Raw genomic sequence first — 24,075 nt, forward strand, 5'->3', positions numbered from 1 at the left:
CCCCTCCTTGATGTTAGTGTCTGAAATGACGTACGCCAGTCATAACCATGGCGATGTTGTGTGCATTAGCCACAGCGATCGACTCTTCGTCCTTGATCGATCCGCCAGGCTGAATGACCGCGGTAATTCCGGCTTTGGCAGCCAGCTCCAGCGTATCACCCATTGGGAAGAATGCATCCGACGCCAGAATCGCGCCTTGCGCTTCCAGACCTGCTTGCTCGATGGCGATGCGAGCCGCCCCTACCCGGTTCATCTGGCCAGCGCCGACGCCAATCGTCATGTTGTTCTTGGCGAGCAAGATGGCATTCGATTTCACATGCTTCACGACATTCCAGCCAAACAGCAGCTGCTTCAGCTCTTCTTCGGAAGGCTGACGTGTAGTCACGACCTTCAGGTCAGCAGCCGTGAGGGTATGCACATCGCTTTGCTGAACCAGCATCCCGCCGTCCACCGAAGTGACCAGCCATTCCGGCTTGCGCTCGGCACCCGATTTGAGTTCACCCAACTGCAGCAAGCGGAGATTTTTCTTCTGCGTCAGAATATCCAGCGCTTCTTGTGTGAAGTCTGGTGCGATGACAATCTCCAGGAAGATCTCGTGCAGCAGGACAGCCGTCTCTTTGTCGATCGTCCGGTTCGCTGCAACGATACCGCCGAAGATCGAAGTCGGATCAGCTGCGTATGCTTTTTGGTAAGCTTCATGGATGTTCTCGCCGATGCCTACGCCGCAAGGGTTCATATGTTTCACAGCGACAACCGCTGGCTCTTCGAATTCCTTGACGATCGAGAGCGCCGCATTGGCGTCGTTAATGTTGTTATAGCTCAGCTCTTTGCCGTGCAGCTGTTTGGCTGTGGTGATGTTGCCTTCCGGCGCCAGTGGCTTACGGTAGAATGCAGCCGCTTGGTGCGGGTTCTCCCCGTAACGCAGGTCTTGGACCTTCTCATACGTGACGGTCATCCGCTCAGGCAGCACTTGACCTGTCTGCGTAGTCAAATAATCGGAGATGAGCGCGTCATAGGCACCGGTGTGACGAAATACTTTGGCCGCCAGCGCTTTACGCGTTTCCAGAGTGGTGTCCCCGTCGCCGCGCACTTCCTCCAGCACGTTGCTGTAATCCGCTGCATCCACCACAACAGTAACGAAAGCGTGATTCTTGGCTGCCGAACGAAGCATCGTCGGTCCACCAATGTCGATATTTTCTACCGCATCTTCATAGGACACATCCGGCTTGGCAATCGTTTCTTGGAATGGGTACAAATTGACGACGACCAGATCAATGTACTTGAGCTCCAGCTCTTCCATCTTCTTCTGATGCTCCGCATCGTCGCGAATCGCCAATAGCCCGCTGTGAACAGCAGGATGAAGTGTTTTTACACGGCCGTCCAGAATTTCCGGGAAGCCTGTTACATCCGAGATGCCGATAACCGGTACGCCTTCCTTTTCCAACAGACTTGCCGTTCCTCCGGTAGAGATAATCTCAACGCCCAGCTTGGACAACTCACGCGAAAACTCAACGATCCCCGTCTTGTCCGATACACTGATCAGCGCTCTGCGAATAGCCAATCGAATCCCTCCAAAAATAGATTAGTATAAGTATTTCAATAACTACTAATTAATTTGAACATGCCGCCCATCTAGATGGACGCGGCCGCGGGCGATCTGCTGCACGACCCAGGGAAGCAGCGCTTGCTCGGCCTCATGAATACGAGGGGCAAGTGAGTCTTCCGTATCGCCGTCAGCCACCTCGACCACCCGCTGGGCAATGATCGGCCCACTGTCGAGACCGCCATCTACGTAATGCACCGTCACTCCTGTGACCTTGACGCCATAGGCCAACGCCTGGGCAATCCCGCCAACACCCGGAAAAGCAGGCAGCAGCGAGGGATGGATATTAATCATGCGACCATAGAACGGCTCTACGAGGACAGGTGTAATAATCCGCATGTAGCCTGCCAGAACGATAAGTTCTACGCCGAGCTCTTGCAGCTTGGCCAGAATTTCTTGCTCATAGGCTTCTCTAGAAGGATAGGACTTGGGCGAAAAGGCATGAACGGAAATACCCGCACGCTCCGCACGTCCGACCACTGGCGCAGATGGCCGGTCACAGACAAGCAGCTCGATGCTGACATCGAGCCGCCCTTCCTGTACTCTATCCGCCAATGCCTGAAAGTTGGTGCCTTGGCCGGAAGCGAACACAGCGATTTTTAACGCCATTAGACGTCCGCTCCCGTAAAGGTCACAACCCGGTTACCTTCAGTAACTGTGCCAATCCGGTAAGCCTGCTCACCTTGCTCGGCAAGGATCTGCAGCGCTTGCTCAGCTTGATCAGCTGGCACGACAGCCATATAGCCAATACCCATGTTAAACGTTGTAAACATATCACGATTCGTAATGCTGCCCTTCTGCTGCATGAGCTCGAAGATCGGCAGAATCGGCCAGCTGCCATAGTTGATCTCCGCGTTCACACCCTCAGGCAGGACGCGCGGGATGTTCTCGATGAAGCCACCGCCTGTAATATGTGCCATGCCTTTGACCTGCACCTTATCGATCAAGGCAAGTGCCGGCTTGACGTACAACTTGGTTGGCTCTAGCAGTACATCACCCAGACGCTTGCCGTCCAGCTCGTCCACCGTATCTGTCAGCGCGTAGCCGGATTGCTCCAGCAGCAATTTGCGAACCAGCGAGAAGCCATTGCTGTGGATACCGCTTGAGGCCAGACCAATGATGGCGTCCCCAGGCGCAATTGTGCTGCCGTCGATAATCTTGGCTTTGTCTACGACGCCTACGGTGAAGCCGGCGATGTCGTATTCGCCTTCGCCATACATGCCTGGCATCTCAGCCGTCTCGCCGCCGATCAACGCGCAGCCGGAACCGATGCAGCCGTCGGAGATGCCTTTGACGATTGCTTCAATCTTCTCCGGGATGACCTTGTCGCAAGCCAGATAGTCGAGGAAGAACAATGGCTCTGCACCTTGCACGACGATATCGTTCACGCACATGGCAACCGCGTCGATGCCGATCGTATCATGCTTGTCCATAGCAAAAGCAAGCTTCAGCTTAGTGCCAACTCCGTCCGTACCGGACACGAGAACCGGCTCCTCATACTTGCTCTTGTCCAGACCGAACAGCCCGCCGAAGCCGCCCAGCTCGGTGAGGACCTCCGGACGGAGCGTCCGCTTCACGTGCTTCTTCATCCGCTCTACTGCTTCATTGCCGGCTGCGATATCGACGCCGGCCTGTTTATAGGCTTCTGACACCAGTAACACTCCTTTAGATGAGGTTCAAAACGTGGATCTACGTTAAAAATAGGCTGCGGATTGAAATAGGAACCTACGGTCACGGATCGATCTTACGATCGCTGTTGTCCCCAGATTTCTTTGATTTTTACCCCTTTTAGGGGTGAAATCCGGGGACAGCCTATGCTTTCGAAGCTAGCTTTTCTGCAAAAAGCTCTCAGGCGAACGCTTCGCAGCGTATGCTCCCGAAGTCGCTTTCTTTCAGAAAGCGTTGACCAGATTCGATTCCGTGCCTCTTCGGCACTATTTTCAAAAACATGACCAACATAGATCCTAAACTTGCAGCCGCAAACCGACGAAGTGTCTGGGACTTCCCCAGACACTCGCTACGTGAGCTGTAAGTGCAAAAGTGCAATTAGAGTACACAAACAGCTGCAAGTTGTGGAGTTTAGTTGCAAAAATACACTTAAGCAAGTTAAAAAAGTGATTATATGGAAAAATCGTTGTGAGTAGTTGTATTTTTGCACTTAGCAGGTACAAAACCGGCTATGTTAGCAGAAATAGTTGTACTTTTACAGTTAGTTAGCAGCCGATTTGTGCATGCGAGTAACTTCAACCTTTTAGCCTTAAGCAACACACGTGCCAGGGGTTGCGTTTAATTCCGTGTCCGAATTCTGGACCTGGGCCACAACTGGGACCTATCCGGCCCCAATCCAGTCCTACCCGGCTCCATGTCCAGACTTCTGTCCGGTCCGAGCTATTGCCAAGCTAACGCCATCTATCACCTAGCAGCTGCAGCTCTTCTCGGCTTCCGCATCGACAGGCGTTGGATAGTCGTTGTCGAAGCAGGCCAGACACATGCCGCGGTTCATCTCGCCCTGGTTGCCGCCGATGGCCTCGATCAGCCCGCGGTGGCTCAGGAAATGCAGGGAGTCGGCGTTGATCGCCTCGCGGATCTCTTCGACCGTCTTGGACGAAGCGATCAGCTCCTTGCGGTCCGGCGTGTCGATGCCATAATAGCAAGGGTTGGCGAACGGCGGCGAAGTGATGCGTACATGCACTTCCGTTGCGCCGGCCTCCCGCAGCATATTGACGATCCGCAGAGAGGTGGTGCCGCGGACGATGGAGTCGTCGATCATGACGACGCGTTTGCCCTCGACAACCTTGCGGACGGCGCTCAGCTTCATCTTGACGCCCTTCTCGCGCAGCTCCTGCGACGGCTGGATGAACGTCCGGCCGGTATACTTGTTCTTGATTAGGCCAAGCTCATAAGGAATGCCCGTTTGCTCAGCGTAGCCGATAGCGGCCGAGATACTGGAATCCGGTACCCCGGTGACAATATCGGCATCCACGAAGGACTCAATCGCCATCTCCTTGCCCATCCGCTTGCGGGCGGAGTGCAGGTTGATGCCGTTGATATCGCTGTCCGGTCTTGCGAAGTAGATGTACTCCATGGAACAGGTCGCCCGCCGCTCCAGCGGCGCGTAGCGATCAACATGCAGACCGTCGCGATCAAGCACAAGCATCTCACCAGGCTGTACATCACGCTCATAGATCGCACCGCACGTCTCGAGCGCACAGGTCTCCGAAGCAAACACATAGCCAGTGCCCAGCTTGCCCATAACGAGCGGACGCAGACCATGTGGATCGGAAGCGACGACCAGCTTGTCGTTGGTCATGATGAGGAAGGCATACCCTCCGATGATCCGCTGCATCGCATCCCGCACCGCAGACACGAAGTCTTTGGGCGAGCGAGCGATCAGATGCGCAATGACCTCGGTATCACTTGTCGTCTGAAAAATCGAGCCTTGGTTTTCCAGCTCTCGGCGAATCTCCGGCGCATTGACGATGTTGCCATTGGTGGCAACCGCCAAGTCACCGTCCCGGTATTTGAAAATCAGAGGCTGCGCATTGGCAATCTTGCTCTCCCCTGCCGTCGAATAGCGGACATGGCCGATCGCACGGTCGCCTTGCAAGTAATCCAGACGATCCTGGGTAAACACTTCCTTAACGAGCCCCATCCCGCGATGGTAATGGAACCCGTTGTTCACCGAATCAACCGTACAAATGCCCGAGCTCTCCTCGCCCCGGTGCTGCAGCGCATGCAGTCCGTAGTAAGAGAGCGTGGAGGCGGACGGCAGTCCGAAGACGCCGAACACGCCGCACTCTTCTCTCAGTTTGTCAAAAATATCGTCACGGCCAATGCCCTCGTTGTAATGGTCACCTGTCCACAGCTTAGGGAGCTGTTCTACTTCATTAGACATGGAATCGCATCCTTCCAGACCTTCTCCAGTTGTTGTACCGGCGCATTAATGGCCGGCTTGCCGTTTACGTTAATGGTAAGGTTGCTGCCTGTTACTGTGCCGATAACCGCGTGCTGAACGCCTTGCTCTCTCAGAAGTGCCGTGAGTTTCTCCGCTTGCTCCGGCTTGGCCGAGAGCAGGATGCGGGACTGCGATTCACTGAACAGCAGGTGGTCCGGGCGAAGCTCGCTAGATAACGATACGTTTGCGCCTTTGCAACCGCTCATGCAAGATTCAGCTAACGCGACAGCGATGCCGCCTTCCGACAAGTCGTGAGCCGATGACACGAGACCTTGTTGAATCGCGCTCAGAACCGCACCTTGAACTTGCTTCTCCACGTCCAGATCAATCACTGGAGGACGTCCTGACGGAGCGCCGTTCAACACGTATTGCAGCTCGCTACCGCCGAATTCAGCTTTTGTATCGCCGAGCAGTACGATGACGTCGCCTTCGCTCTTGAAGCCTTGTGTCGTGATATGGTCGGTATCATGCACCAGACCTACCATGCCAATGACCGGCGTCGGGTAAATGGCGCCCTTGGCATTCTCGTTGTACAAGCTGACGTTGCCGCCGATGACCGGCGTATCCAGCTTCACGCAGGCTTCGGACATGCCGTCTGCCGATTTCTCTAGCTGCCAGAAGATTTCGGGCTTCTCGGGGTTGCCGAAGTTAAGATTATCCGTAATCGCCAGCGGCTCTGCACCAGAGCACACGATGTTGCGTGCGGCTTCCGCGACTGCGATCCGGCCGCCCATCTCGGGGTCCAGATGGACATAGCGTCCATTACAATCCGTTGTCATGGCCAACGCCTTGCGCGTACCGTCAACAAGCACAACAGCCGCATCCGAGCCCGGGCGTACAGCTGTAGCCGTACGGACCATATAATCGTATTGGTTATAAACCCACTCTTTGCTTGCTACCGTTGGGGAAGCCAGCACTTTTTCAAGCGCGCCATTCAGATCCGTAATTTCTTCAAAAGCTCCCGTATCGATCGATGCACTCTCGCGGAACGAGGCTGGCTCGCTCGATGGCTTATTGTACACCGGACATTCGTCGACAAGCGCTGTGACCGGCATATCCGCTACTTCCTCGCCCTGGTGGAACAACCGGAGACGTCCGTCATCCGTCACTTTGCCCACTTTGGCGCAAATGATGCCCCAGCGGTCAAAGATTTCCTTCGCCTGTTCCTCATGCTGCGGTTCAACGACGAAGAGCATGCGCTCCTGCGATTCCGACAGCATCATCTCGTAAGGCGTCATCCCCGTCTCGCGTTGGGGCACTTCATCGAGGTACAGCTCCAGGCCATTGCCGGCCTTGGAAGCCATCTCTGCGCTGGAGCAGGTTAGACCCGCCGCGCCCATATCCTGAATACCCAGAACGATGCCGGAATCGATCAGCTCCAGCGTGGCTTCCATAACCAGCTTCTCCATGAACGGATCGCCAACCTGGACGGCCGTACGTTTCTCTTCCGATTCCTCGGACAGCTCGACAGAAGCGAAAGTCGCGCCGTGGATGCCATCGCGCCCAGTTGCCGGTCCTACGTAGAAGACCGGGTTGCCTACGCCCTTGGCGACGCCGCGCTGAATTTTGTCATGGTCGATCAGACCCACGCACATTGCATTAACCAGCGGATTGCCCTCATAGCTCTCGTCGAACATCACTTCGCCCGCCACGGTTGGAATACCGATACAGTTGCCGTAGCCGGCAATGCCGCCGACGACGTTCTCGAAGAGGTACTTCACACGATCATTGGTCAGATTGCCGAAGCGCAAGCTGTTGAGCAGCGCAACCGGACGCGCGCCCATCGAGAAGATATCGCGGATAATGCCGCCCACGCCAGTGGCCGCGCCTTGGTAAGGCTCAACCGCAGAGGGGTGATTATGCGATTCGATCTTGAACACAACCGCTTGGTTGTCGCCGATATCCACGATACCCGCGCCTTCTCCCGGTCCCATCAGAACGCGGGGGCCGGTGATCGGGAATTTTTTCAGGATGGGCTTGGAGTTCTTGTACGAGCAGTGCTCTGACCACATAACGCTGAATACGCCGATCTCGGTGTAGTTGGGCTTGCGTCCAAGAAATCCGCAGATCAGCTCGAATTCCTCATCCGACACGCCAAATTGTGTATATATCTTCTGGTCGACGATTTGCTCAGGTGTCGGCTCCTTAGCCGTTAATTGCTGCGCCATGCTGTTCCCTCCATGCATTCAAGATCGATGTAAACATCCGTTTGCCGTCCTCGGATCCAAGCAGGCTGTTCACTGCGCGCTCGGGATGCGGCATCATGCCAACGACATTGCCCGCCTTGTTGCAAATGCCGGCGATGTCTTCGACGGAACCATTTGGGTTGGCTCCGGCAACATAACGGAACACGATCTGGTTATTGGCCTTGAGCTGTTCAAGTGTCGCTTCGTCACAATAATAGCTGCCCTCGCCGTGAGCGATTGGAATATCAATGACTTCTCCCTGCGCATACTGATTGGTGAACGGGGTCTCATTGTTCACGACTTCCAGCAGCGCCTGGTGGCAGCGGAATTTCATACCGTTGTTGCGCAGGAGCGCGCCAGGCAGCAGCCGGGATTCGGTCAGGATCTGGAACCCGTTGCAGATGCCCAGGATATATTTGCCGGCTTCGGCCGCTTTGTGCACTTCATTCATAACCGGAGCAAAGTTAGCAATGGAACCGCACCGCAGGTAATCTCCGTAGGAGAAACCGCCCGGTACGATAATGCAATCATAAGCAGAAAGATCTGTTGTTGTATGCCAGACATAGTCTACCGACTGTCCGACCGTCTGCTCGACCGCTTTGTAGCAGTCGATATCGCAGTTCGAGCCAGGAAATACTAGTACCGCGAACTTCATGGATTAGCCCTCCAATTCAAAACGGTAATCTTCAACCACCGTGTTGGCCAGCAGCTTCTCGCACATTTGTCTGATCCGCTCTTCCGCTTCTGCGCGGTCGTTCGTGTCTACGTCGAGCTCCAGGTATTTACCAATGCGGACCTTATCCACTTCATTGAAACCGATGGAATGCAGTGCGCCTTGGACGGCTGTGCCTTGCGGGTCAAGTACGTTCTCTTTGATCGTGACATACACTCTAGCTTTCATGATCTTCGTATTCCTCCTAAATGGGCGTGTAAATGCAGAATAATGACAGGCTGTTCAACCATCTATTTCGTCAAAATATTGAAAATCTCCATATACCGCCGGGTCGTTTCCGATACGACTTCCTCCGGCAGCGGTGGCGGTGTGCTGTTCTTGTCCCAATCGGACTGGGCCAGATAATGACGCACCGGCTCTTTGTCCATGCTGTCAATCTCCGTATCCAGGGCATAGCTGCTCTTGGCCCAGAACCGGGAGGAATCCGGGGTGAACAGCTCGTCGATCAGAATGACTTCTCCGTCGATCAAGCCGAATTCGAACTTGCAGTCCGCGAGGATGATGCCACGCTCGGCACAGTAGCCGTGCGCATATTCGTACAGCTTGAGGCTGCGTTCGCGCAGCTCCAGCGCCAGCTTGTCCCCGACCAGGTCCTTCATTATCAGAAAAGGAATGTCCTCGTCATGGCCGACGTCGTTCTTGGCCGCCGGGGTGAAAATCGGCTCCTCCAGTCGCTCATTCTTGCGTAGTCCGCCCGGCAGCGAGATGCCGTTGACTGCGGAGGTTTGCTGATATTGTCTCCAACCGCCGCCCGTGATATAGCCCCGGACGACACATTCGATGTCGATCCGCTCTGCCTTGCGGGTAACCATGATCCGATCGCGCAGCAGCTCCGGCTCAGTCACGATGTCGCCCAGCTTGTCCACATCGGTATGGACCACGTGGTTGGGTTGGATCTCGGCCGTCTGCTCGAACCAGTGTGCGCTTAGCCGGTTCAGGACGTTGCCCTTGCCTGGCACCGCCGGCTCCAGCACGTAATCGAAGGCGGAGATGCGGTCGGTGACGACAATCAGGTAGTGCTCGCCGAGGTCGTACAGCTCGCGAACTTTGCCTTTGTACAGCAGCGGCGCTTTGATATAGTCCACCGCGGTGGAGATTGCCTGTGTATTCATCGTGGCTTGGGCCTCCTTAGAATGAATCGTGGTGGGGCAACTTTTGCTATTGTCCCTCAATGAAAGGCTAGCCTCCACCGCAGGGTCGTACCTCCATTGCTGCTGTCCCTTAAATATGAAACTCATGAAAATATGGCCTATTGGGCGGATCGTTCTTCCGATCGCTGTTGTTCCCAGAATTCTTTATTAGGTTTTAATAAGGTTGAATTCCGGGAACAAAGGCGAGCGCTACCGCTTCTCCAGAACGATTCCGCCTCTTTGGCACTTTCATCACTTTCTCTCAGGTCCAACATCATTTCCAGGACTGACCCTGCCGTTACGGCATGCTCACCTTGAGCAACTTTAGCTAGGCAAAGCCCCACCAATATTCGCTGCGTATGCAAGCGGTGGGATTAGTTAAGACCGAGACGGTCGAAGATGGTCTTGACGTGCTTGAGATGCCAGGTCGGGTTGAAGCAGTCGTCGATCTCTTCCTCGGACAATGCCTCGGTGATAGCAGGCGTCTCCAGGATGATGTCTTTGAACTGGCGTTGGCCTTCCCATGCTTCCATGGCGCGCGGCTGGACGGTGTCGTACGCCTGCTCGCGGCTGAAGCCTTTGTCGATCAGCTTGGTCATGACACGGCCGGAGAACGGTACGCCGTAGGTGCTCAGCATGTTGCGCTTCATGTTCTCTGGGAACACGGTCAGGTTCTTGATGATGTTGCCCAGACGGTTCAACATGTAATTCAGCAGCATGGTCGCATCCGGCAGGATGACGCGCTCTACGGAGGAGTGGCTGATATCGCGCTCATGCCAGAGCGGTACGTTCTCGTATGCAGCTACCATGTGGCCACGGATAACGCGTGCCAGGCCCGAGATGTTCTCAGAGCCGATCGGGTTGCGCTTGTGCGGCATCGCCGACGAGCCTTTTTGACCTTTGGCGAACGGCTCCTCGACTTCGCGGAACTCACTCTTCTGGAGCGCACGGATTTCAGTAGCGAACTTGTCCAGCGATGTGCCGATCAGTGCCAGTGTCGCCATGTACTCGGCATGACGGTCACGCTGCAGGGTTTGCGTCGAGATCGGCGCTGGCTTAGTGCCGAGCTTGCGACAAACAAACTCTTCCACAAACGGATCGATGTTGGCGTAAGTACCAACTGCGCCGGAGATTTTGCCGAACTGCACGCCATCGGCTGCATGCTCGAACCGCTCCAGGTTGCGCTTCATCTCTTCGTACCAGAGGGCAATCTTCAGACCAAATGTCGTCGGCTCGGCATGGACACCATGCGTACGGCCCATCATCGGCGTGTCGCGGTATTCGATCGCTTTATTTTTCAGAATCTCAATGAACTGCTCGATATCGCGCTGCAGAATTTCGTTGGCCTGACGCAGCAGGTAGCCATTGGCTGTATCTACGACGTCCGTGGACGTCAGTCCGTAGTGAACCCATTTGCGCTCGGGACCTACCGTCTCCGAAACGGCACGGGTGAAGGCAATCACGTCATGACGTGTCTCCAGCTCGATCTCGCTGATCCGGTCGATATCAAAGCTTGCTTTGCTGCGCAGCGCTTCAACGTCTTCCTTTGGAATCACTCCCAGCTCTGCCCACGCTTCGCAAGCGCACAGTTCTACTTCCAGCCACGCCTGGAACTTGTTCTGCTCTGTCCAGATGGCTCTCATCTCAGGTCTGCTGTAACGTTCTAACATGTCTTTATGCCCTCCATATGTTCGTTTCGGAAATCCATGCCAGCGCCGATTCCGTATCGGCCGCCAACACATTGACGTGCCCCATTTTGCGTTTATGCTTTGCTTCGTGCTTGCCGTACAAGTGAACCTTGGGCTCAACGCCCAACCGTTCAGCAGCCTCGTCGTGCTCAGCCATACGCTCCAGCAGCGGCGCGACATGCTCGCCCAGCACATTGACCATGACCACTGGCGTCAGCAGCTCCGTGCCGCCCAGCGGCAGGTTGCAGATGGCCCGGACATGCTGCTCGAACTGCGACGTCCGGCATGCCTCCATCGTATAATGTCCGCTGTTGTGCGGCCGGGGCGCGAGTTCATTGACATAGAGCTGGCCGCCTGCCAGGAACAGCTCGACAGCGATAAGCCCCACTACGCCAAGTGCCTCTGCAATCCGGCGGGCCAGCGCCTCTGCCTCCGAGGCGACTGCATCCGGAATTCTTGCCGGTACAATGGACAAGTGCAGGATATTGTCGACATGGACGTTCTCCGCTGGCAGGAAGGTGGCTACCTCTCCCTGCGGGCTGCGTGCGGCAATGACGGAGATCTCCATATCGAAGCGGATGAACTGCTCCAGCACCAGCTCCATCTTGCCGCCGCCCAGCGCCTCAAACGCTTCTGCAATCTCATCCTCGCTGCGCAGTACCCATTGCCCCTTGCCATCGTAGCCGCCAGTGACGGTCTTCAGTACGCTTGGAACACCAAGCTTGGCTACGGCTTCGCGCAGATCAGCCTCGCTGTTCACTGCTGCATACGGTGCGACGGGAACGCCAGCCGCTTCGATCGCCCGCTTCTCGCGCAGCCGGTGCTGCGTCGTGTAGAGCAGCTCGCTGCCCTGAGGCACGTAAGACTCCTCCATCAGCATCGCTGCTACGCCAGCATCGACATTCTCGAACTCATACGTGATGACGTCCGAACGCTTGGCGAGCTCGCGAGCCGCCTCGCGGTCATCATAAGCGGCAACGATCTGTCCGGCCACTTGGCCGGTTGGCGCATCCTCCGTCGGGTCAAGGGCAACAAACCGATAGCCCAGCCGGCTACCCGCATGGGCCATCATCCGGCCAAGCTGTCCACCGCCAAGAATGCCAATTGTGGATCCGGGCAGAATCGTCTGTGTCCCGGCTGAATTCGCCGCTTGTGGCTTGTGTGCCTCACTCATAGCGTGTCGCTGCTTTCGATAACCTGAGCGGCGATCTTCTCGCGCCGGGCAACGACGCGCTGTTGCACTTCCGGATCAAATGCGCCGAGCATCTGTGCTGCCAGCAATCCTGCATTTGAGCCGCCAGCGTTGCCGATCGCTACTGTCGCCACAGGAATGCCTGCAGGCATTTGTACAATAGAGAGCAGCGAATCCATACCGCTAAGGTTGGATGACTTCACGGGCACGCCAATAACCGGCAACGGGGTCTTTGCAGCTACCATGCCGGGTAAGTGAGCAGCACCGCCCGCGCCTGCAATAATGACCTTCAGACCGCGCTCTGCCGCCGATTCCGCATATTCGAACATCAGATCCGGCGTACGATGCGCCGAGACGACTTTTTTCTCGTAAGGAATCTGAAGCTCCTCCAGTACGTCACAGGCCAATTTCATCGTGTCCCAGTCGGACTTGCTGCCCATAATGACGCCTACCTTAGCAGACATAAGTAAAACCCACCTTTTATCATAATATAGAGTGCACTGACCCGCCTGCTGCCAAATCATCCATAAACCTCAAAAAGCCCGGAAGCTGCGACGATAGAGCGAGCTGCGGGACTAGTAGCGTAGTTAAGGAAGACGTGCCAGGACAGCAACGGGCTTCGTCGTCTGGAGACGTGCGAAGAGCGTTGCGCCAAAAGACAGCAGAAGGCTGCCCCAGCTATGGGACAACCTCTTCCTATTCCAGGCTCGTAGTCCGAAAATTTAGGGTTCTCGGGTAGAGACGATCGGGCCGTATTCCCGATAATATACGAGACTTCACATCCAAGCTTGTTATGCCGTTCCACTCAGAGCATGACAAAAGGCTTGGTTTAACATCAGTCGACAATCACGCCGCCAAAAATGCGACAGCCGTTTCACCTTAAATAACCTTCTCTAGTGTATCAATCCTTACGTACCTTGTCAACGAAAAAACACGAACATTAACCTCTAATATAGGAGGTATCATTCGTGTTATTTGCAATGATTTTGTTGAACCTTGCCAATTCATGTTAGCTTCGCTGCACATCTGGTCTTCTTATCGGAAGAATGCCCTTACAATGCAAAACCCTGACTCCACCAATGAATTTTTACTATTCCTATCTGTTCAATGGGTTATACCCAGTCCGCTGAATAATTTCTTGTCCCTGGTCTGACAGGATCCACGCGATGAACGGTTCCACTTGGGGATGTTCGGTATCTGTCGTTACAGCATAGAATTCAGAGGTGAGTGGATACTCGCCGCTGGCGATCGTCTCCCGATTCGGATATACGCCGTCAATCGACAGCAAGCGGATTTCGCCGTTGTTAACCATCTCCGTGGCAAAATAACGGAACGAATATCCCAGCGCATTGGGATAATTGCGGTAATCCGCCGTCTGCTCAATAATGCCGCCCATGCCTGCCGCAACATCTTCTTTGGGAGGTGTCATGAGCGTTTCACCTTCCATCAGCCGCTGCAGCGCTGTCTGACTTCCGCTGCCTTCCGGACGCTGGAATGCCCGGATCGGCGAGTTTTTGCCGCCGACCTCCCACCAATTCGTGACCCGCCCTGCGTAGATGTCTCTAATATCCTGAAGCGTCAACCCTTGAATCGGATTATCCGCCTGGACAAAAAAGACGAAGGCCTCCCGGCCGATTGGCGTCAGCTTCAGCTCTTTGCCAGCCGCCTTGGCTTCATCCATCTGCTCCTGGGAAGGATGCGCTGCGAACACAATATCCGTCTCGCCCTTGATCAGACTTGCGTAGGCGTAGACGGTGTTGCTCGATTGCACTTCGCTCCCATACACCTCATACTCCCCCTCTGGATAGACCGCCTGGGCAAATGCAGCATAGAGCGGGTACAACGCCGTAGCTCCGTCCAGACGCGGGAGGTCCCCCTCTAATCGCAACGTCGCTGAATCCTCCAGATGGACCGCCTTGCTCCCTTCCTGAAAAGGCTGGTACGCATACAGGTCCACGCCCTGGTCTACCCGGGCAAAGCTATTATGATACGCACGATTGATCTCATATACACCAATCGCTACGCCAAAGAGCAGAATAAAGCCCGTGAGGCCAAGCCATGTCTTGCGTGGCTGGATTCGGGTGAACAGCAGCACAATCAGAAAAGCGATCACAACCACCGCCGCTGCGGCTACCAATGGTGTGTAGAATCGATCTCCGCCATGCAGCGAAGAGATCACCATCCCCACCAGGCCAGTCAGTAGAATAACCGGAATCAACAGTGCTGCCAACCCAACCTTCATTAGTTGACGATGCTTCATGTGGTAAATCCCCCCTTTTTTCTCTCTCTGGGGATATTATACGTGCCCTTGAAGGACGTGTAGAGTACCAGATTTGCCTGGTACCTTGCCTAGGCAGGCCGTTGCCACCGTGTCCCTACTTTGCTGTCGCTGCGATCCAAATAACTTTTTGCCCTTGGTTGACTCCGGCTCCCTACTTTCCTGCGATTCAAGTAACATTTTGCCCTTGGTTGCTCATGTCCATATTGTCACTTGGTGCCCGCGAGCGAAAAAAGAAACAGGCTGTCGAGAAAATCTCGACAGCCTGCACTACAATTCACATTAACCATCAGCCTTCACGATCCGGCATCAGTTGCAGCGGCGCTCAACCCGCGGCTGGAGCCTGTCCAGCCAAAACATCCTCGCCGGACTCGCGCTCCAGCTGCTCGCGCAGGCGTTCGCGGTCCTGGCGTTTCTGTTCGTCGCGGGCCTCACGTTCGAGGCGGTCTTGCTCCTTCTGCGCCTCTCGTTCCTCACGCTCGCGGGCTTTCTCCGCGTCCCGCTCTGCCCGCTCGCGCTCCCGCTGCTCCGCTTTTTCCTTACGCTCCTGCTCACGAGCCTTCTTAGCTTGCTCACGCTCCAGCTTTTTCTGCTCGCGCTCCAGCCGCTTCTGTTCTTCGCGTTCGCGGCGCTCCTCCGCCTTGATGCGACGTTCTTCTTCCCGTTGCTTGGCCTTCTCCTCGCGTTCCAGTTGCTTCTCGAAGCGGTCATGCTCCCACTCGACCAGCTTGCGCTCCCAGGTTGCGCGGAATCTTGCTTTGCGCTGTTCTTCTGCATAAGCCTCCGACACCGTGAACTCCTGCACCGGTTCGCCATCCAGGGCGCGTGTCATCATCGCCTGGAACACCTGCGCCGGGAAATCCCCGCCAGAGCTAGTCAGATAGTGCTGAGCATCCGTTTTGTCATAGCCCATCCAGATTGCGGCCACCAGCTCCGGCGTATAGCCCACAAACCAGGTATCCCGTGAACCGCTCAAGCCTTTGAACTCCGGCAAGTCAGGAAGCTGGGTCGTCCCCGTCTTGCCTGCAGCCGGGCGCGTGAGCTTCGCTTTCTTGCCAGTGCCTTCGTCCACGACGCCCTGCAACATTTCCGTCATCATATAGGCGGTCTCGGCCCCCAGTACCTGGCGCTCCTCCACCTTGGCTTCGGCTACGACGGAGCCATCCTTGCGCTCAATCCGCGTAATCGCATGTGGCGTAGTCAGCTTGCCTTCATTAGCAAACGCGCTGTATGCACTAGCCATCTGCAGCGGCGAGACCCCCTCGTTCATCCCGCCAAGTGCAAGACTGAGACTGCGGTCGCTGTCCGTGGTCGGGATACCGAGACGGTGGATATACTCCAGTCCTGTAGACACGCCTACCTCGTTAAGCAGCCATACCGCAGGTATATTATATGAGCTCTCTACTGCTTGCTCCAGCGTGACCGCGCCACGTGTCCGACGGTCCGCGTTGCGTGGCTGATAGCCTTCAAAATCCATCTCTTTGTCTTCCAGCCGGGAGTACGGCGTGTAGCCCGCCTCCAGCGCAGGAGCATAGACAGCGATTGGTTTGAATGCCGAGCCCGGCTGACGTTTGAGCTGTGTCGCATAGTTATACCCGCGGAACACAGGATCGCCGCGCCGTCCTACGATCCCCCGGATTCCACCGGTCTGGGGATCGAGCATGACAGCACCGCTCTGGACAATCGTCTCGTCCGGGCTGGCCGGGAATAATTCTTCCTCCGTGTATACGTCCTCCATGGCCTGCTGCACCTTGGGATCGAGATTGGTATAGATGCGGTATCCCCCGCGAAGCAGGTCATCCTCTGTTAGTCCGTACAAGGCTTCGGCTTCCGAGATGGCATGGTTGACATAGGAGAGGTATTGACCCGCCAGCTCATTCGGTGAACCCTCATTCAGATCGAGCACCTCATTCTGTGCCTGCTTCATCTCCTGCTCCGTAATCTTGCCTTGCTGCTGCATAAGCGTCAGTACCAAGTTGCGGCGCTTGAGTGCCTTTTCCCTGTCTACAAAAGGCGAATAGTGCGAAGGCGCCTTCGGCAGCGCCGCCAGCATAGCCGATTCGGCCAGCGTCAACTCCGACGCATCCTTGCCAAAATACGTGCGGGACGCCTGCTGCACGCCCCAGGCCCCTTCACCAAAATAAATCTGGTTTAAGTACATTTCTAATATCTTATCTTTGCTATAAGTCCGGTCAATTTTTATGGCCAGCGCAACTTCCTTCAGCTTTCGATCGTAGGTCCGCTCCGCATTCAAAAAGAGGTTTTTGGCCAGCTGCTGGGTGATCGTACTCGCTCCCTCAACGACACCGCCCGCCTGGGCATTACGCATAAAAGCCCGGGCCATCCCATTGAGATCGATACCACCATGCTTGTAGAACCTCTGGTCCTCAACAGCAACGACGGCTTCTTGCAGTGCCTTTGGCATATCCTCCAACGCAATTGGGATCAGCCGTGTAGCTGCAAGCTGCGATGCCGGTTCCCCTCTCACATCAAGAATCAACGTCGGCTCCGGCAACGGATCCTCGAGTCGATCAATATCTTGTCCATTAATCCATATCGCTGCGGCCACAAAAAACACAACCAGCACCGCTCCAAAACCGATGCCTGTGTTGCGCCAGAATTTCCACGTTCTCAACATACTGCCGATGCGCCAGAATTTCCACGATCTCATCTTGCTGGCGTGGCGCCAGAACTTCCAGGTTTTCCACATGGTGCCGTATCCCCCCTGCCCCAAGTACATTCTGTCTAGCTATTATACGACTCAAACCTCTGAAAAGTCGCATGAACTGCCAAAAATTGATTCACAACAAACACAAAAAAACACGGCCAGGCCGCCTCTTGACGGCCCAACCGTGTGTTATATTGCATCGCAGAAGCAGCTCTCCCACTCAGCCTTCACTATTCCGCAGCGTTTGTAGCGGAGCCATTGTCAGGCTGCGGCTCCTCGGGTGGCGTGCTTACGGGTTCGTTCGAATGAGTGGAGGCGCCGACCTGGGTGCTGCTGGTGGAAGCTTGGCTCTCCTCCTGCACCGGCTGCTCCTGTTGCTCACGCCCACTCTCTCGCTCCCTCTCTCGTTCCTCGCGGCGCTGTTCACGTTCCTCGCGTTCGCGTTCGACGCGCTCTTCCCGCTCTTGGCGCTCACGCTCCTTGCGCTCTTCTCGTTCGCGCTTCTCCCGCTCTTTGCGATCCTCTTCTTGCTCTTCCTGCTCTTGCTCTTCCTGTTCGCGCTCTTGCTCCTCTTGCTCACGTTGTTGCTCTTCCTGCTCGCGTTCGAGACGCTCCTGTTCTTCCCGCTGGCGCTTTTCCTCCGCCTCCCGGCGTTTTTCTTCCTGCTTTTGCTGCTCACGCTGCTCGCGCTCTTCGCGTTTCTGCTCAGCCTCACGACGTTTGCGCTCATCGCGCGCCTTGCGCTCGGCCTCTCGCTTCAGCTTTTCATACTCCTCGGAGACGGTGAATTCGCTCACCGGTACACCGTCCAGTGCCCGACTCATCAGGGCCTGGAACACCCGGGCCGGGAAGTCCCCGCCGGAAGTGGTCATGTAATGCTCGGCATCTGTTTTGTCATAGCCCATCCATACAGCCGCGACCAGATCTGGCGTATAGCCAACGAACCAAGCATCCCGGGTCCCGTTCAAGCCTTCGAACTCTGGCAGGTCCGGCAGCTGAGTCGTGCCTGTTTTGCCAGCCGTTGGCCGATCCAGATCGGCTTTTTTTCCGGTGCCGTCCTCGACGACGCCTTGCAGCAGCTCTGTCATCATATACGCCGTTTGCGGCTGGAGCACTTGCTCTTGCTCCACATCCGCTTCGGCGACTACCGAGCCGTCCTTGTGCTCGATCCGCGTAATCGCGTGTGGCGTTGTCCGTTTTCCTTCATTGGCAAAAGCACTATAAGCAGACGCCATCTGCAGAGGTGAAACCCCCTGGTCCAGTCCGCCCAGGGCCAGACTCAGGTTGACGTCCCGGTCGGTCGTTGGGATGCCAAGACGATGAATATACTCCAGCCCTTTGTCGATGCCCATCTCATCGAGCAGCCAGACCGCCGGAATATTGTACGACCATTCCACCGCTTGCTCCAGCGTGACGGTGCCACGCGTGCGCCGGTCCGAGTTGCGCGGCGTATAGCCGTCAAAATCCATCTCGATATCCTCTAACTCGGAAGAAGGGGTGTAGCCTGCCTCCAAAGCAGGTGCATAGACGGCAATCGGCTTGAAGGCCGAGCCCGGCTGGCGCTTCAGCTGAGTTGCATAGTTGAAGCCCCGGAACACCGGATCCCCCCGGCGGCCAACAATGCCCCGGATGCCGCCTGTCTGCGGGTCGAGAAGGACAGCACCGCTTTGAACGATGATGTCATCCGGACTCTCCGGGAACAACGTTTCCTCCTGATATACCGCCTCCATCGATTCCTGCACCTTGGGGTCCAGATTCGTGTAGATCCGGTAACCGCCCCGCAGCATTTCGTCCTCCGTCAACCCGTACATGGCCTCAGCCTCGGCGATTACATGATTGACATATGACATGTATTGCCCGCTAAGTTCATTGGGCGATCCTTCATTGAGGACAATGTCTTCGGCTTGCGCTTGCTGCATCTCCTGCTCGGTAATCTTGCCCTGCTGTTGCATGAGCGAGAGCACGAGATTGCGACGCTGTACGGCCCTCTCCATATCTACGAATGGCGAGTAATTCGACGGCGCCTTGGGGAGCGCAGCCAGCAGCGCAGACTGGGCGAGCGTCAGCTCGGAAGCATCCGTGCCAAAGTACGTTAACGAGGCTTGCTGTACGCCCCAGGCCCCCTCACCGAAGTAGATCTGATTCAAATACATCTCCAGAATCTCACGTTTATCATAGGTTTGGTCGATCTTGATCGCGAGTGCCACTTCCCTCAGCTTACGGTCGTACGTCTGCTCCGAGCTGAGAAACAGATTTTTAGCCAATTGCTGGGTAATGGTGCTGGCGCCTTCGACCACGCCGCCTGCCTGTGTATTTCTAAAAAACGCCCGCGCCATTGCGCTGGCATCAACCCCGCTATGATCCCAGAATCGTTGGTCCTCGACGGCAACGATCGCATCCAGCAGGGACTGCGACATATCTTCAATCGATATCGGTACCATCTGCGCTCCCGAAAGCTGGGACGCCGGCTCGCCGTTCACATCGAAGATCAGGGACGGCTCCGGTAGCGGGTCCTCCAACCGATCGATGTTTTGGCCATTAATCCACACCGAAGCCGCGCCAAACATAGCTACGGCCATCATAGCCACTGCGACTAGGGTGTTGCGCCAGAATTTCCAAGTTTTCAGCATGGTGACTCTCCCTTCAGGTACTGCACTTATACCGTTCGTTGTTCAAGTACGGTTTCTGTACAATCTACCCCGATATTAAACGGCAGAAGGAAGGTTCAAACAAGCGGTAAATCCTGTTAAACCAAGTAGGAAATAAACATGGTAGCAATACCGAAATAGATAAACAGCGACAATACGTCATTGAGTGTCGTAATGAGCGGGCCAGAGGCAACAGCCGGGTCTACCCCCAATTTGTTCAGGATCAACGGGATAATCGTACCGGCCATCGTCCCGATAATGAGCGTACAGATGAGCGAGAGACCCACGACAAAACCAAGCATAATATTGCCCTGCCACAGATAAATCAGGAACGTAATCAGGATGCCGCACGTGAGTCCGATCATGACGCCAACCATCAGCTCGCGCCTGACTAATCCAAAAACCTCCTGCGCAGTCAGCTTGCGGCTGATCAATCCACGGACAACAACCGCGAGGGACTGCGTACCGGTGTTCCCCGTCATCCCCGCAATCATCGGCATGAAAAACGTCAGCGCCACAATCTGGTCGAGTGTATCCTCAAACGTACTGATGATCGTACCGGAGACCAGACCAATGAACAGCAGCAGGATCAGCCACGGAATCCGGCGTCCAGCTGCGACATGTGCTTTGGTATTGAAATCAATGTCCTTGCCACTACCGGAGAGCTTCTGAATATCTTCATTGGCTTCCTGGATGACGATATCAATAATGTCATCGACCGTGATAATGCCGATCAGCACATCATGATCATCCACAACCGGCACGGCCGTGAAGTCATAGTCCCGAATGACGTCAGCGACATGCTCCTGGTCCATTCCAACATGGACAGAGATGACGCGTGAGCTCATAATGTCGCTCATCCTCTCATCTGGCGTGGCGAGAATGATATCGCGGTAGGACACGACGCCGAGCAGCTTTTTGGCTTCGTCGATAATGTAGAGATAACTGATCGTTTCGGAGATTTTTGCAAAATCACGAATTTTCTCGGTTGCTTGCCTTACCGTGTAATGCTCCGGAATCCACACATACCGATTGGTCATAATCCGACCCGCCGTCTCTGGCGGATACGTCATCAGCTTGCGGACCGCACCGGATTCGAGCACGTCCATGGACGAGAGAAACTCATCCCGCTCTTCATCGGTCAAGGAATCGAGAAAGGCCGCGAGATCATCATTATCCATTTCATCCATGACTTCAGCTGTACGCTGGGGACCGATCAGGTGGAACGCTTCGTTCTGCTCCTCGGTATTCAGCTCCTGAATCATGTCTGTGAGCACCTGCGTCACCAACGGCTCCAGGAACGACGGTCTCAACTCTTCTTCAATACCCCGGTACAGCTCTGCCAGGTCAAATGGATGAATATCTTCGATCAGACGTTGAAACTCATCATTGCGCTTACTGCTTAGAATCAGATTCGTATGAACAATTAATTGCTCGGTGGTAAAATTTTCAAACATGACGATTTCAACCTCCAATCCCGGATCAACCGAAAACAGTGCGGAGGCTCTACATGCCCCAGCACCTGGTTTTCCATCCCATTAGTATATACCATACTTAACCCAACAATCACCCTGCTTTACCAAACAATCATCAACAATTTAAAAAGGTCTCTGAGGAAGCCGATTTGTATCCCTCATGACGAAGTAAATGCGCGGATGCAGCGGTCATCCCTGGAAGAATCCAGGACCGCATGATGAATGCGCACAAACAAGCGACCATAGCCTTCATCCACTAGCAGCTCGCGCCACCATTTTGCAATCTGCACCGGATCGTTGCCGAACACCCCACATCCGTACGCACCCAGTATCAGTTGCCTGGCTCCACATTCGGCGAAGATAGCCAATGAGAGACGCATCCGCTCTCGCATGACGGCGTTAGCCTTGCGGGGGTCTTCACCTTTTTTGAGCACTTGGCCATAGTTTACGGCAGGTAAGGTCAATACTGACGCTGTGACTGGCTGCTTCAGCAGCTCAAAACGGGCATTTCGATAAAAGGGCACCTCCGGCGAGTAGATGGCATGATCGGTATACATCATGGAGGCACATTCGCGATTGGCAGTGTAATAGCGTTCATGGCGCAATTGCGTCCCATAGAGGCCGCTGGAAGCGGCCAGACTTTCCTCTTGGGCCATGGCCCCGTTCAGGAAACCGCCGCCTGGATTGCGCGCACTGGCAAAATTAAGTACACCAATATCCGTTAACCCGGCGCGGTCAAAATCCAGGATTGCCTTCACCGTCGGCTCATTGGCAACTGTTGGCTTGGGGAGTGCTCCCTCGGTAGGCGGCACAATGCGATTCAAAATCTTAGCGCCCTCAGCCGGAGTGAACAGGCGGCTGTTCTCCTCCGCCTGGCGTTGGGCCAGTGCAATATCCACGGTCTGCCCGTTGATGCTGTATTGCCCCTGCCGCATAATCCGGACCGTTTCTTCGGCGATGGCTTTGCGGTTCATCATTCAACCCAACCTTTCTCCAATACATGATCTCTTACCTCTGTAAGAGCAAATCCGAGGCGATTCTCACCCCTCCAGTGAAGTGGATTGGAAGCATCAGGATGGTCCTGAGCCAAACCAATTCCCCATACCGTATCAACCGGACTTGCTTCCTCCAACATTTGACCGGCCGTTGCCTTCAGAACTTCCCATAGGTCAGGGTTTTGCTTAAACTTCACATACGTACCTCGCTTGACGATGGCATAGCTGTGACTGTCCCACTTCGCAGAGTCAAATGGTGTGACTGACCGGCCCAATTGCTTCATCTGTTTGGGATGGGTAGCTTCCATGATTGCTTGCTCTGCCTGCTTGTCGCCAAAAAGTCTGGCTTTCTCGGCCATCATGTACTGCTCGGCACAGCTGTAATGCTTTCCGTCCACCATGAATTCGCTCCCCCACCACTGACTGAAACAACTGACGTCCAGTTTTCCGTCTGGCCTCGGCGTATGCCCCCAAAACATCAGGTATTGGAAAGCTCGCCCTGCACTAACAGCCGTTTTCAGCTGCTCCCAATTGTATGGATTCATCGTTATACCTCCCCCTCCCAATGTCTTCGGTACAGCCGGGACGGCCGGTGTCCGCCATGCTCGGTATAGTGATCGGTCTTCTCGACAAGGTGACCCACCTTGCGCCGAAAAGCCGCCTTCAGCAGCTCTTTGTCCAAAATCACCTCATACACCTGCTGCAGCTCGGTCAGCGTAAATAAACGGGGCATCAAATGCAGAGCGAGGTCGGTATAATCAATTTTCCCGCGCAGACGCTCTATAGCATAAGCAAGAATCTTGGCGTGATCAAAGGCCAACCCCTCATTGCTCAGGATCGCAAAAGTAGAAGATGTCGCCTCCCCTGTTACCGTCCTGCGCCGTTCTACAACCGCTGATAGCGTCGTACTCTCACCTTCCAATGTCAGCTCATACTGGTGCGTCTGTACATAGCCATCCTCCAGCATTTCCTTACTCTCCCGCAGCAGACGATAGGAAAAACGAAACCATGCCGCTTCTGCAGCGTCATCTCCGGCTTGAAGCTTGACCTTGGTGCTGTCAATCAGCGCCATATAGGCACAGCTCATCACCCAGGTCCGAGGATCGCGGCCAAGATCACTGAAGGTATAGAGCTGCTCCAGGTACACCTGGTCCACGCCCGTCTCCTCCTGTAATTCCCGCTGCGCCGCTTGCTCTGTCGTCTCATAGGGACGCACGAACCCGCCTGGTAGCGCCCATGCACCAAGATACGGATGCCCCCCACGCTGAATGAGCAGCACACGCAGCTCCTTGCCGGACAACTTGCGATAATTATCCTGCTCCCTCTCCATCACTGTAAAAATAACCATATCCGCCGCGACCGACGGCCGTTCATAATCCCCCGCACGGTAGTCTGCCAGAAACTCCTGTTCCGTCAACCCGCTGCGATCCCTTCGTTCCACTTGCCTGCCCCCGATCAAGTTCGTAACACATTGTTATTATCAACATAATACTAACATAATCCAAATGGAAGAATTCGTCAAGT

General features: G+C 55.2%; 18 protein-coding genes and 1 riboswitch. All 18 genes read right to left on the bottom strand.

Annotated features, from left to right (window positions below):
* Positions 1-13: 13 nt before the first annotated feature.
* On the bottom strand, positions 14-1,561 hold the full coding sequence (gene purH, locus F556_RS0121665) for a bifunctional phosphoribosylaminoimidazolecarboxamide formyltransferase/IMP cyclohydrolase (protein ID WP_020619100.1): 1,548 nt from the start codon (positions 1,559-1,561) through the stop codon (positions 14-16).
* 45 nt (positions 1,562-1,606) lie between these two features.
* Entirely contained in the window at positions 1,607-2,212 is a 606-nt protein-coding gene (gene purN / locus F556_RS0121670) for a phosphoribosylglycinamide formyltransferase (protein ID WP_020619101.1), read from the bottom strand.
* Complete coding sequence (gene purM / locus F556_RS0121675; RefSeq protein ID WP_020619102.1) at positions 2,212-3,255, bottom strand: phosphoribosylformylglycinamidine cyclo-ligase; 1,044 nt, start codon at positions 3,253-3,255, stop codon at positions 2,212-2,214. The genes purN and purM overlap by 1 nt, the downstream gene beginning before the upstream one ends.
* A 764-nt stretch (positions 3,256-4,019) precedes the next feature.
* Positions 4,020-5,498, bottom strand: a complete 1,479-nt coding sequence (gene purF / locus F556_RS0121680) for an amidophosphoribosyltransferase (protein WP_020619103.1) — start codon at positions 5,496-5,498, stop codon at positions 4,020-4,022.
* Entirely contained in the window at positions 5,483-7,726 is a 2,244-nt protein-coding gene (purL, locus tag F556_RS0121685; RefSeq protein ID WP_020619104.1) for a phosphoribosylformylglycinamidine synthase subunit PurL, read from the bottom strand. Before purL ends, purF begins: the two co-directional genes overlap by 16 nt.
* Entirely contained in the window at positions 7,704-8,399 is a 696-nt protein-coding gene (gene purQ, locus F556_RS0121690) for a phosphoribosylformylglycinamidine synthase subunit PurQ (RefSeq protein ID WP_020619105.1), read from the bottom strand. The genes purL and purQ overlap by 23 nt, the downstream gene beginning before the upstream one ends.
* Before the next feature lie 3 nt (positions 8,400-8,402).
* A complete protein-coding gene (purS, locus tag F556_RS0121695; protein WP_026297432.1) occupies positions 8,403-8,648 on the bottom strand; it encodes a phosphoribosylformylglycinamidine synthase subunit PurS in 246 nt (81 codons plus the stop codon).
* A gap of 59 nt (positions 8,649-8,707) precedes the next feature.
* A complete protein-coding gene (locus F556_RS0121700; RefSeq protein ID WP_020619107.1) occupies positions 8,708-9,589 on the bottom strand; it encodes a phosphoribosylaminoimidazolesuccinocarboxamide synthase in 882 nt (293 codons plus the stop codon).
* Positions 9,590-9,981: 392 nt separating this feature from the next.
* Positions 9,982-11,277 carry an adenylosuccinate lyase gene (gene purB / locus F556_RS0121705; protein WP_020619108.1) on the bottom strand — a complete coding sequence of 432 codons (1,296 nt, stop codon included), beginning with the start codon at positions 11,275-11,277 and terminating at the stop codon, positions 9,982-9,984.
* 4 nt (positions 11,278-11,281) lie between these two features.
* Entirely contained in the window at positions 11,282-12,469 is a 1,188-nt protein-coding gene (gene purK / locus F556_RS0121710; protein WP_020619109.1) for a 5-(carboxyamino)imidazole ribonucleotide synthase, read from the bottom strand.
* Positions 12,466-12,951, bottom strand: a complete 486-nt coding sequence (gene purE, locus F556_RS0121715; protein WP_020619110.1) for a 5-(carboxyamino)imidazole ribonucleotide mutase — start codon at positions 12,949-12,951, stop codon at positions 12,466-12,468. The genes purK and purE overlap by 4 nt, the downstream gene beginning before the upstream one ends.
* A gap of 226 nt (positions 12,952-13,177) precedes the next feature.
* Positions 13,178-13,279: riboswitch (purine riboswitch) on the bottom strand.
* A 304-nt stretch (positions 13,280-13,583) separates the two neighbouring features.
* Positions 13,584-14,747: a PstS family phosphate ABC transporter substrate-binding protein gene (locus F556_RS0121720; RefSeq protein ID WP_020619111.1), complete on the bottom strand. Its 1,164-nt coding sequence runs from the start codon at positions 14,745-14,747 to the stop codon at positions 13,584-13,586.
* A 343-nt stretch (positions 14,748-15,090) separates the two neighbouring features.
* The gene (locus tag F556_RS34810; protein ID WP_020619112.1) at positions 15,091-17,475 is read right to left on the bottom strand and encodes a transglycosylase domain-containing protein; all 2,385 of its coding nucleotides are present in this window, start codon (positions 17,473-17,475) and stop codon (positions 15,091-15,093) included.
* Between the two features lie 188 nt (positions 17,476-17,663).
* The gene (locus tag F556_RS34820) at positions 17,664-20,063 is read right to left on the bottom strand and encodes a transglycosylase domain-containing protein (protein WP_020619113.1); all 2,400 of its coding nucleotides are present in this window, start codon (positions 20,061-20,063) and stop codon (positions 17,664-17,666) included.
* Positions 20,064-20,179: 116 nt separating this feature from the next.
* Positions 20,180-21,538 carry a magnesium transporter gene (gene mgtE / locus F556_RS0121735; protein ID WP_020619114.1) on the bottom strand — a complete coding sequence of 453 codons (1,359 nt, stop codon included), beginning with the start codon at positions 21,536-21,538 and terminating at the stop codon, positions 20,180-20,182.
* A 176-nt stretch (positions 21,539-21,714) separates the two neighbouring features.
* Positions 21,715-22,530, bottom strand: coding sequence for a TIGR02452 family protein (locus F556_RS0121740; RefSeq protein WP_040717526.1), 816 nt, complete (start codon positions 22,528-22,530; stop codon positions 21,715-21,717).
* On the bottom strand, positions 22,530-23,096 hold the full coding sequence (locus tag F556_RS0121745; protein WP_020619116.1) for a riboflavin biosynthesis intermediates N-glycosidase: 567 nt from the start codon (positions 23,094-23,096) through the stop codon (positions 22,530-22,532). Before F556_RS0121745 ends, F556_RS0121740 begins: the two co-directional genes overlap by 1 nt.
* A 2-nt stretch (positions 23,097-23,098) precedes the next feature.
* Positions 23,099-23,992: an NUDIX hydrolase gene (locus F556_RS0121750; protein WP_020619117.1), complete on the bottom strand. Its 894-nt coding sequence runs from the start codon at positions 23,990-23,992 to the stop codon at positions 23,099-23,101.
* Positions 23,993-24,075 lie beyond the last annotated feature (83 nt).

The organism is Paenibacillus daejeonensis DSM 15491 (genome assembly GCF_000378385.1).
Classification (GTDB): Bacteria; Bacillota; Bacilli; order Paenibacillales; family Paenibacillaceae; genus Paenibacillus_D; species Paenibacillus_D daejeonensis.

Bases quoted from the DNA above. Each gene is read 5' to 3' on its own strand.
- purN (WP_020619101.1), bottom strand. From the start codon at position 2,212: ATGGCGTTAAAAATCGCTGTGTTCGCTTCCGGCCAAGGCACCAACTTT.
- purF (WP_020619103.1), bottom strand. From the start codon at position 5,498: ATGTCTAATGAAGTAGAACAGCTCCCTAAGCTGTGGACAGGTGACCAT.
- purL (WP_020619104.1), bottom strand. From the start codon at position 7,726: ATGGCGCAGCAATTAACGGCTAAGGAGCCGACACCTGAGCAAATCGTC.
- purQ (WP_020619105.1), bottom strand. From the start codon at position 8,399: ATGAAGTTCGCGGTACTAGTATTTCCTGGCTCGAACTGCGATATCGAC.
- F556_RS0121700 (WP_020619107.1), bottom strand. From the start codon at position 9,589: ATGAATACACAGGCAATCTCCACCGCGGTGGACTATATCAAAGCGCCG.
- purB (WP_020619108.1), bottom strand. From the start codon at position 11,277: ATGTTAGAACGTTACAGCAGACCTGAGATGAGAGCCATCTGGACAGAG.
- purK (WP_020619109.1), bottom strand. From the start codon at position 12,469: ATGAGTGAGGCACACAAGCCACAAGCGGCGAATTCAGCCGGGACACAG.
- purE (WP_020619110.1), bottom strand. From the start codon at position 12,951: ATGTCTGCTAAGGTAGGCGTCATTATGGGCAGCAAGTCCGACTGGGAC.
- F556_RS0121720 (WP_020619111.1), bottom strand. From the start codon at position 14,747: ATGAAGCATCGTCAACTAATGAAGGTTGGGTTGGCAGCACTGTTGATT.
- F556_RS34810 (WP_020619112.1), bottom strand. From the start codon at position 17,475: ATGTGGAAAACCTGGAAGTTCTGGCGCCACGCCAGCAAGATGAGATCG.
- F556_RS34820 (WP_020619113.1), bottom strand. From the start codon at position 20,063: ATGCTGAAAACTTGGAAATTCTGGCGCAACACCCTAGTCGCAGTGGCT.
- mgtE (WP_020619114.1), bottom strand. From the start codon at position 21,538: ATGTTTGAAAATTTTACCACCGAGCAATTAATTGTTCATACGAATCTG.
- F556_RS0121740 (WP_040717526.1), bottom strand. From the start codon at position 22,530: ATGAACCGCAAAGCCATCGCCGAAGAAACGGTCCGGATTATGCGGCAG.
- F556_RS0121745 (WP_020619116.1), bottom strand. From the start codon at position 23,096: ATGAATCCATACAATTGGGAGCAGCTGAAAACGGCTGTTAGTGCAGGG.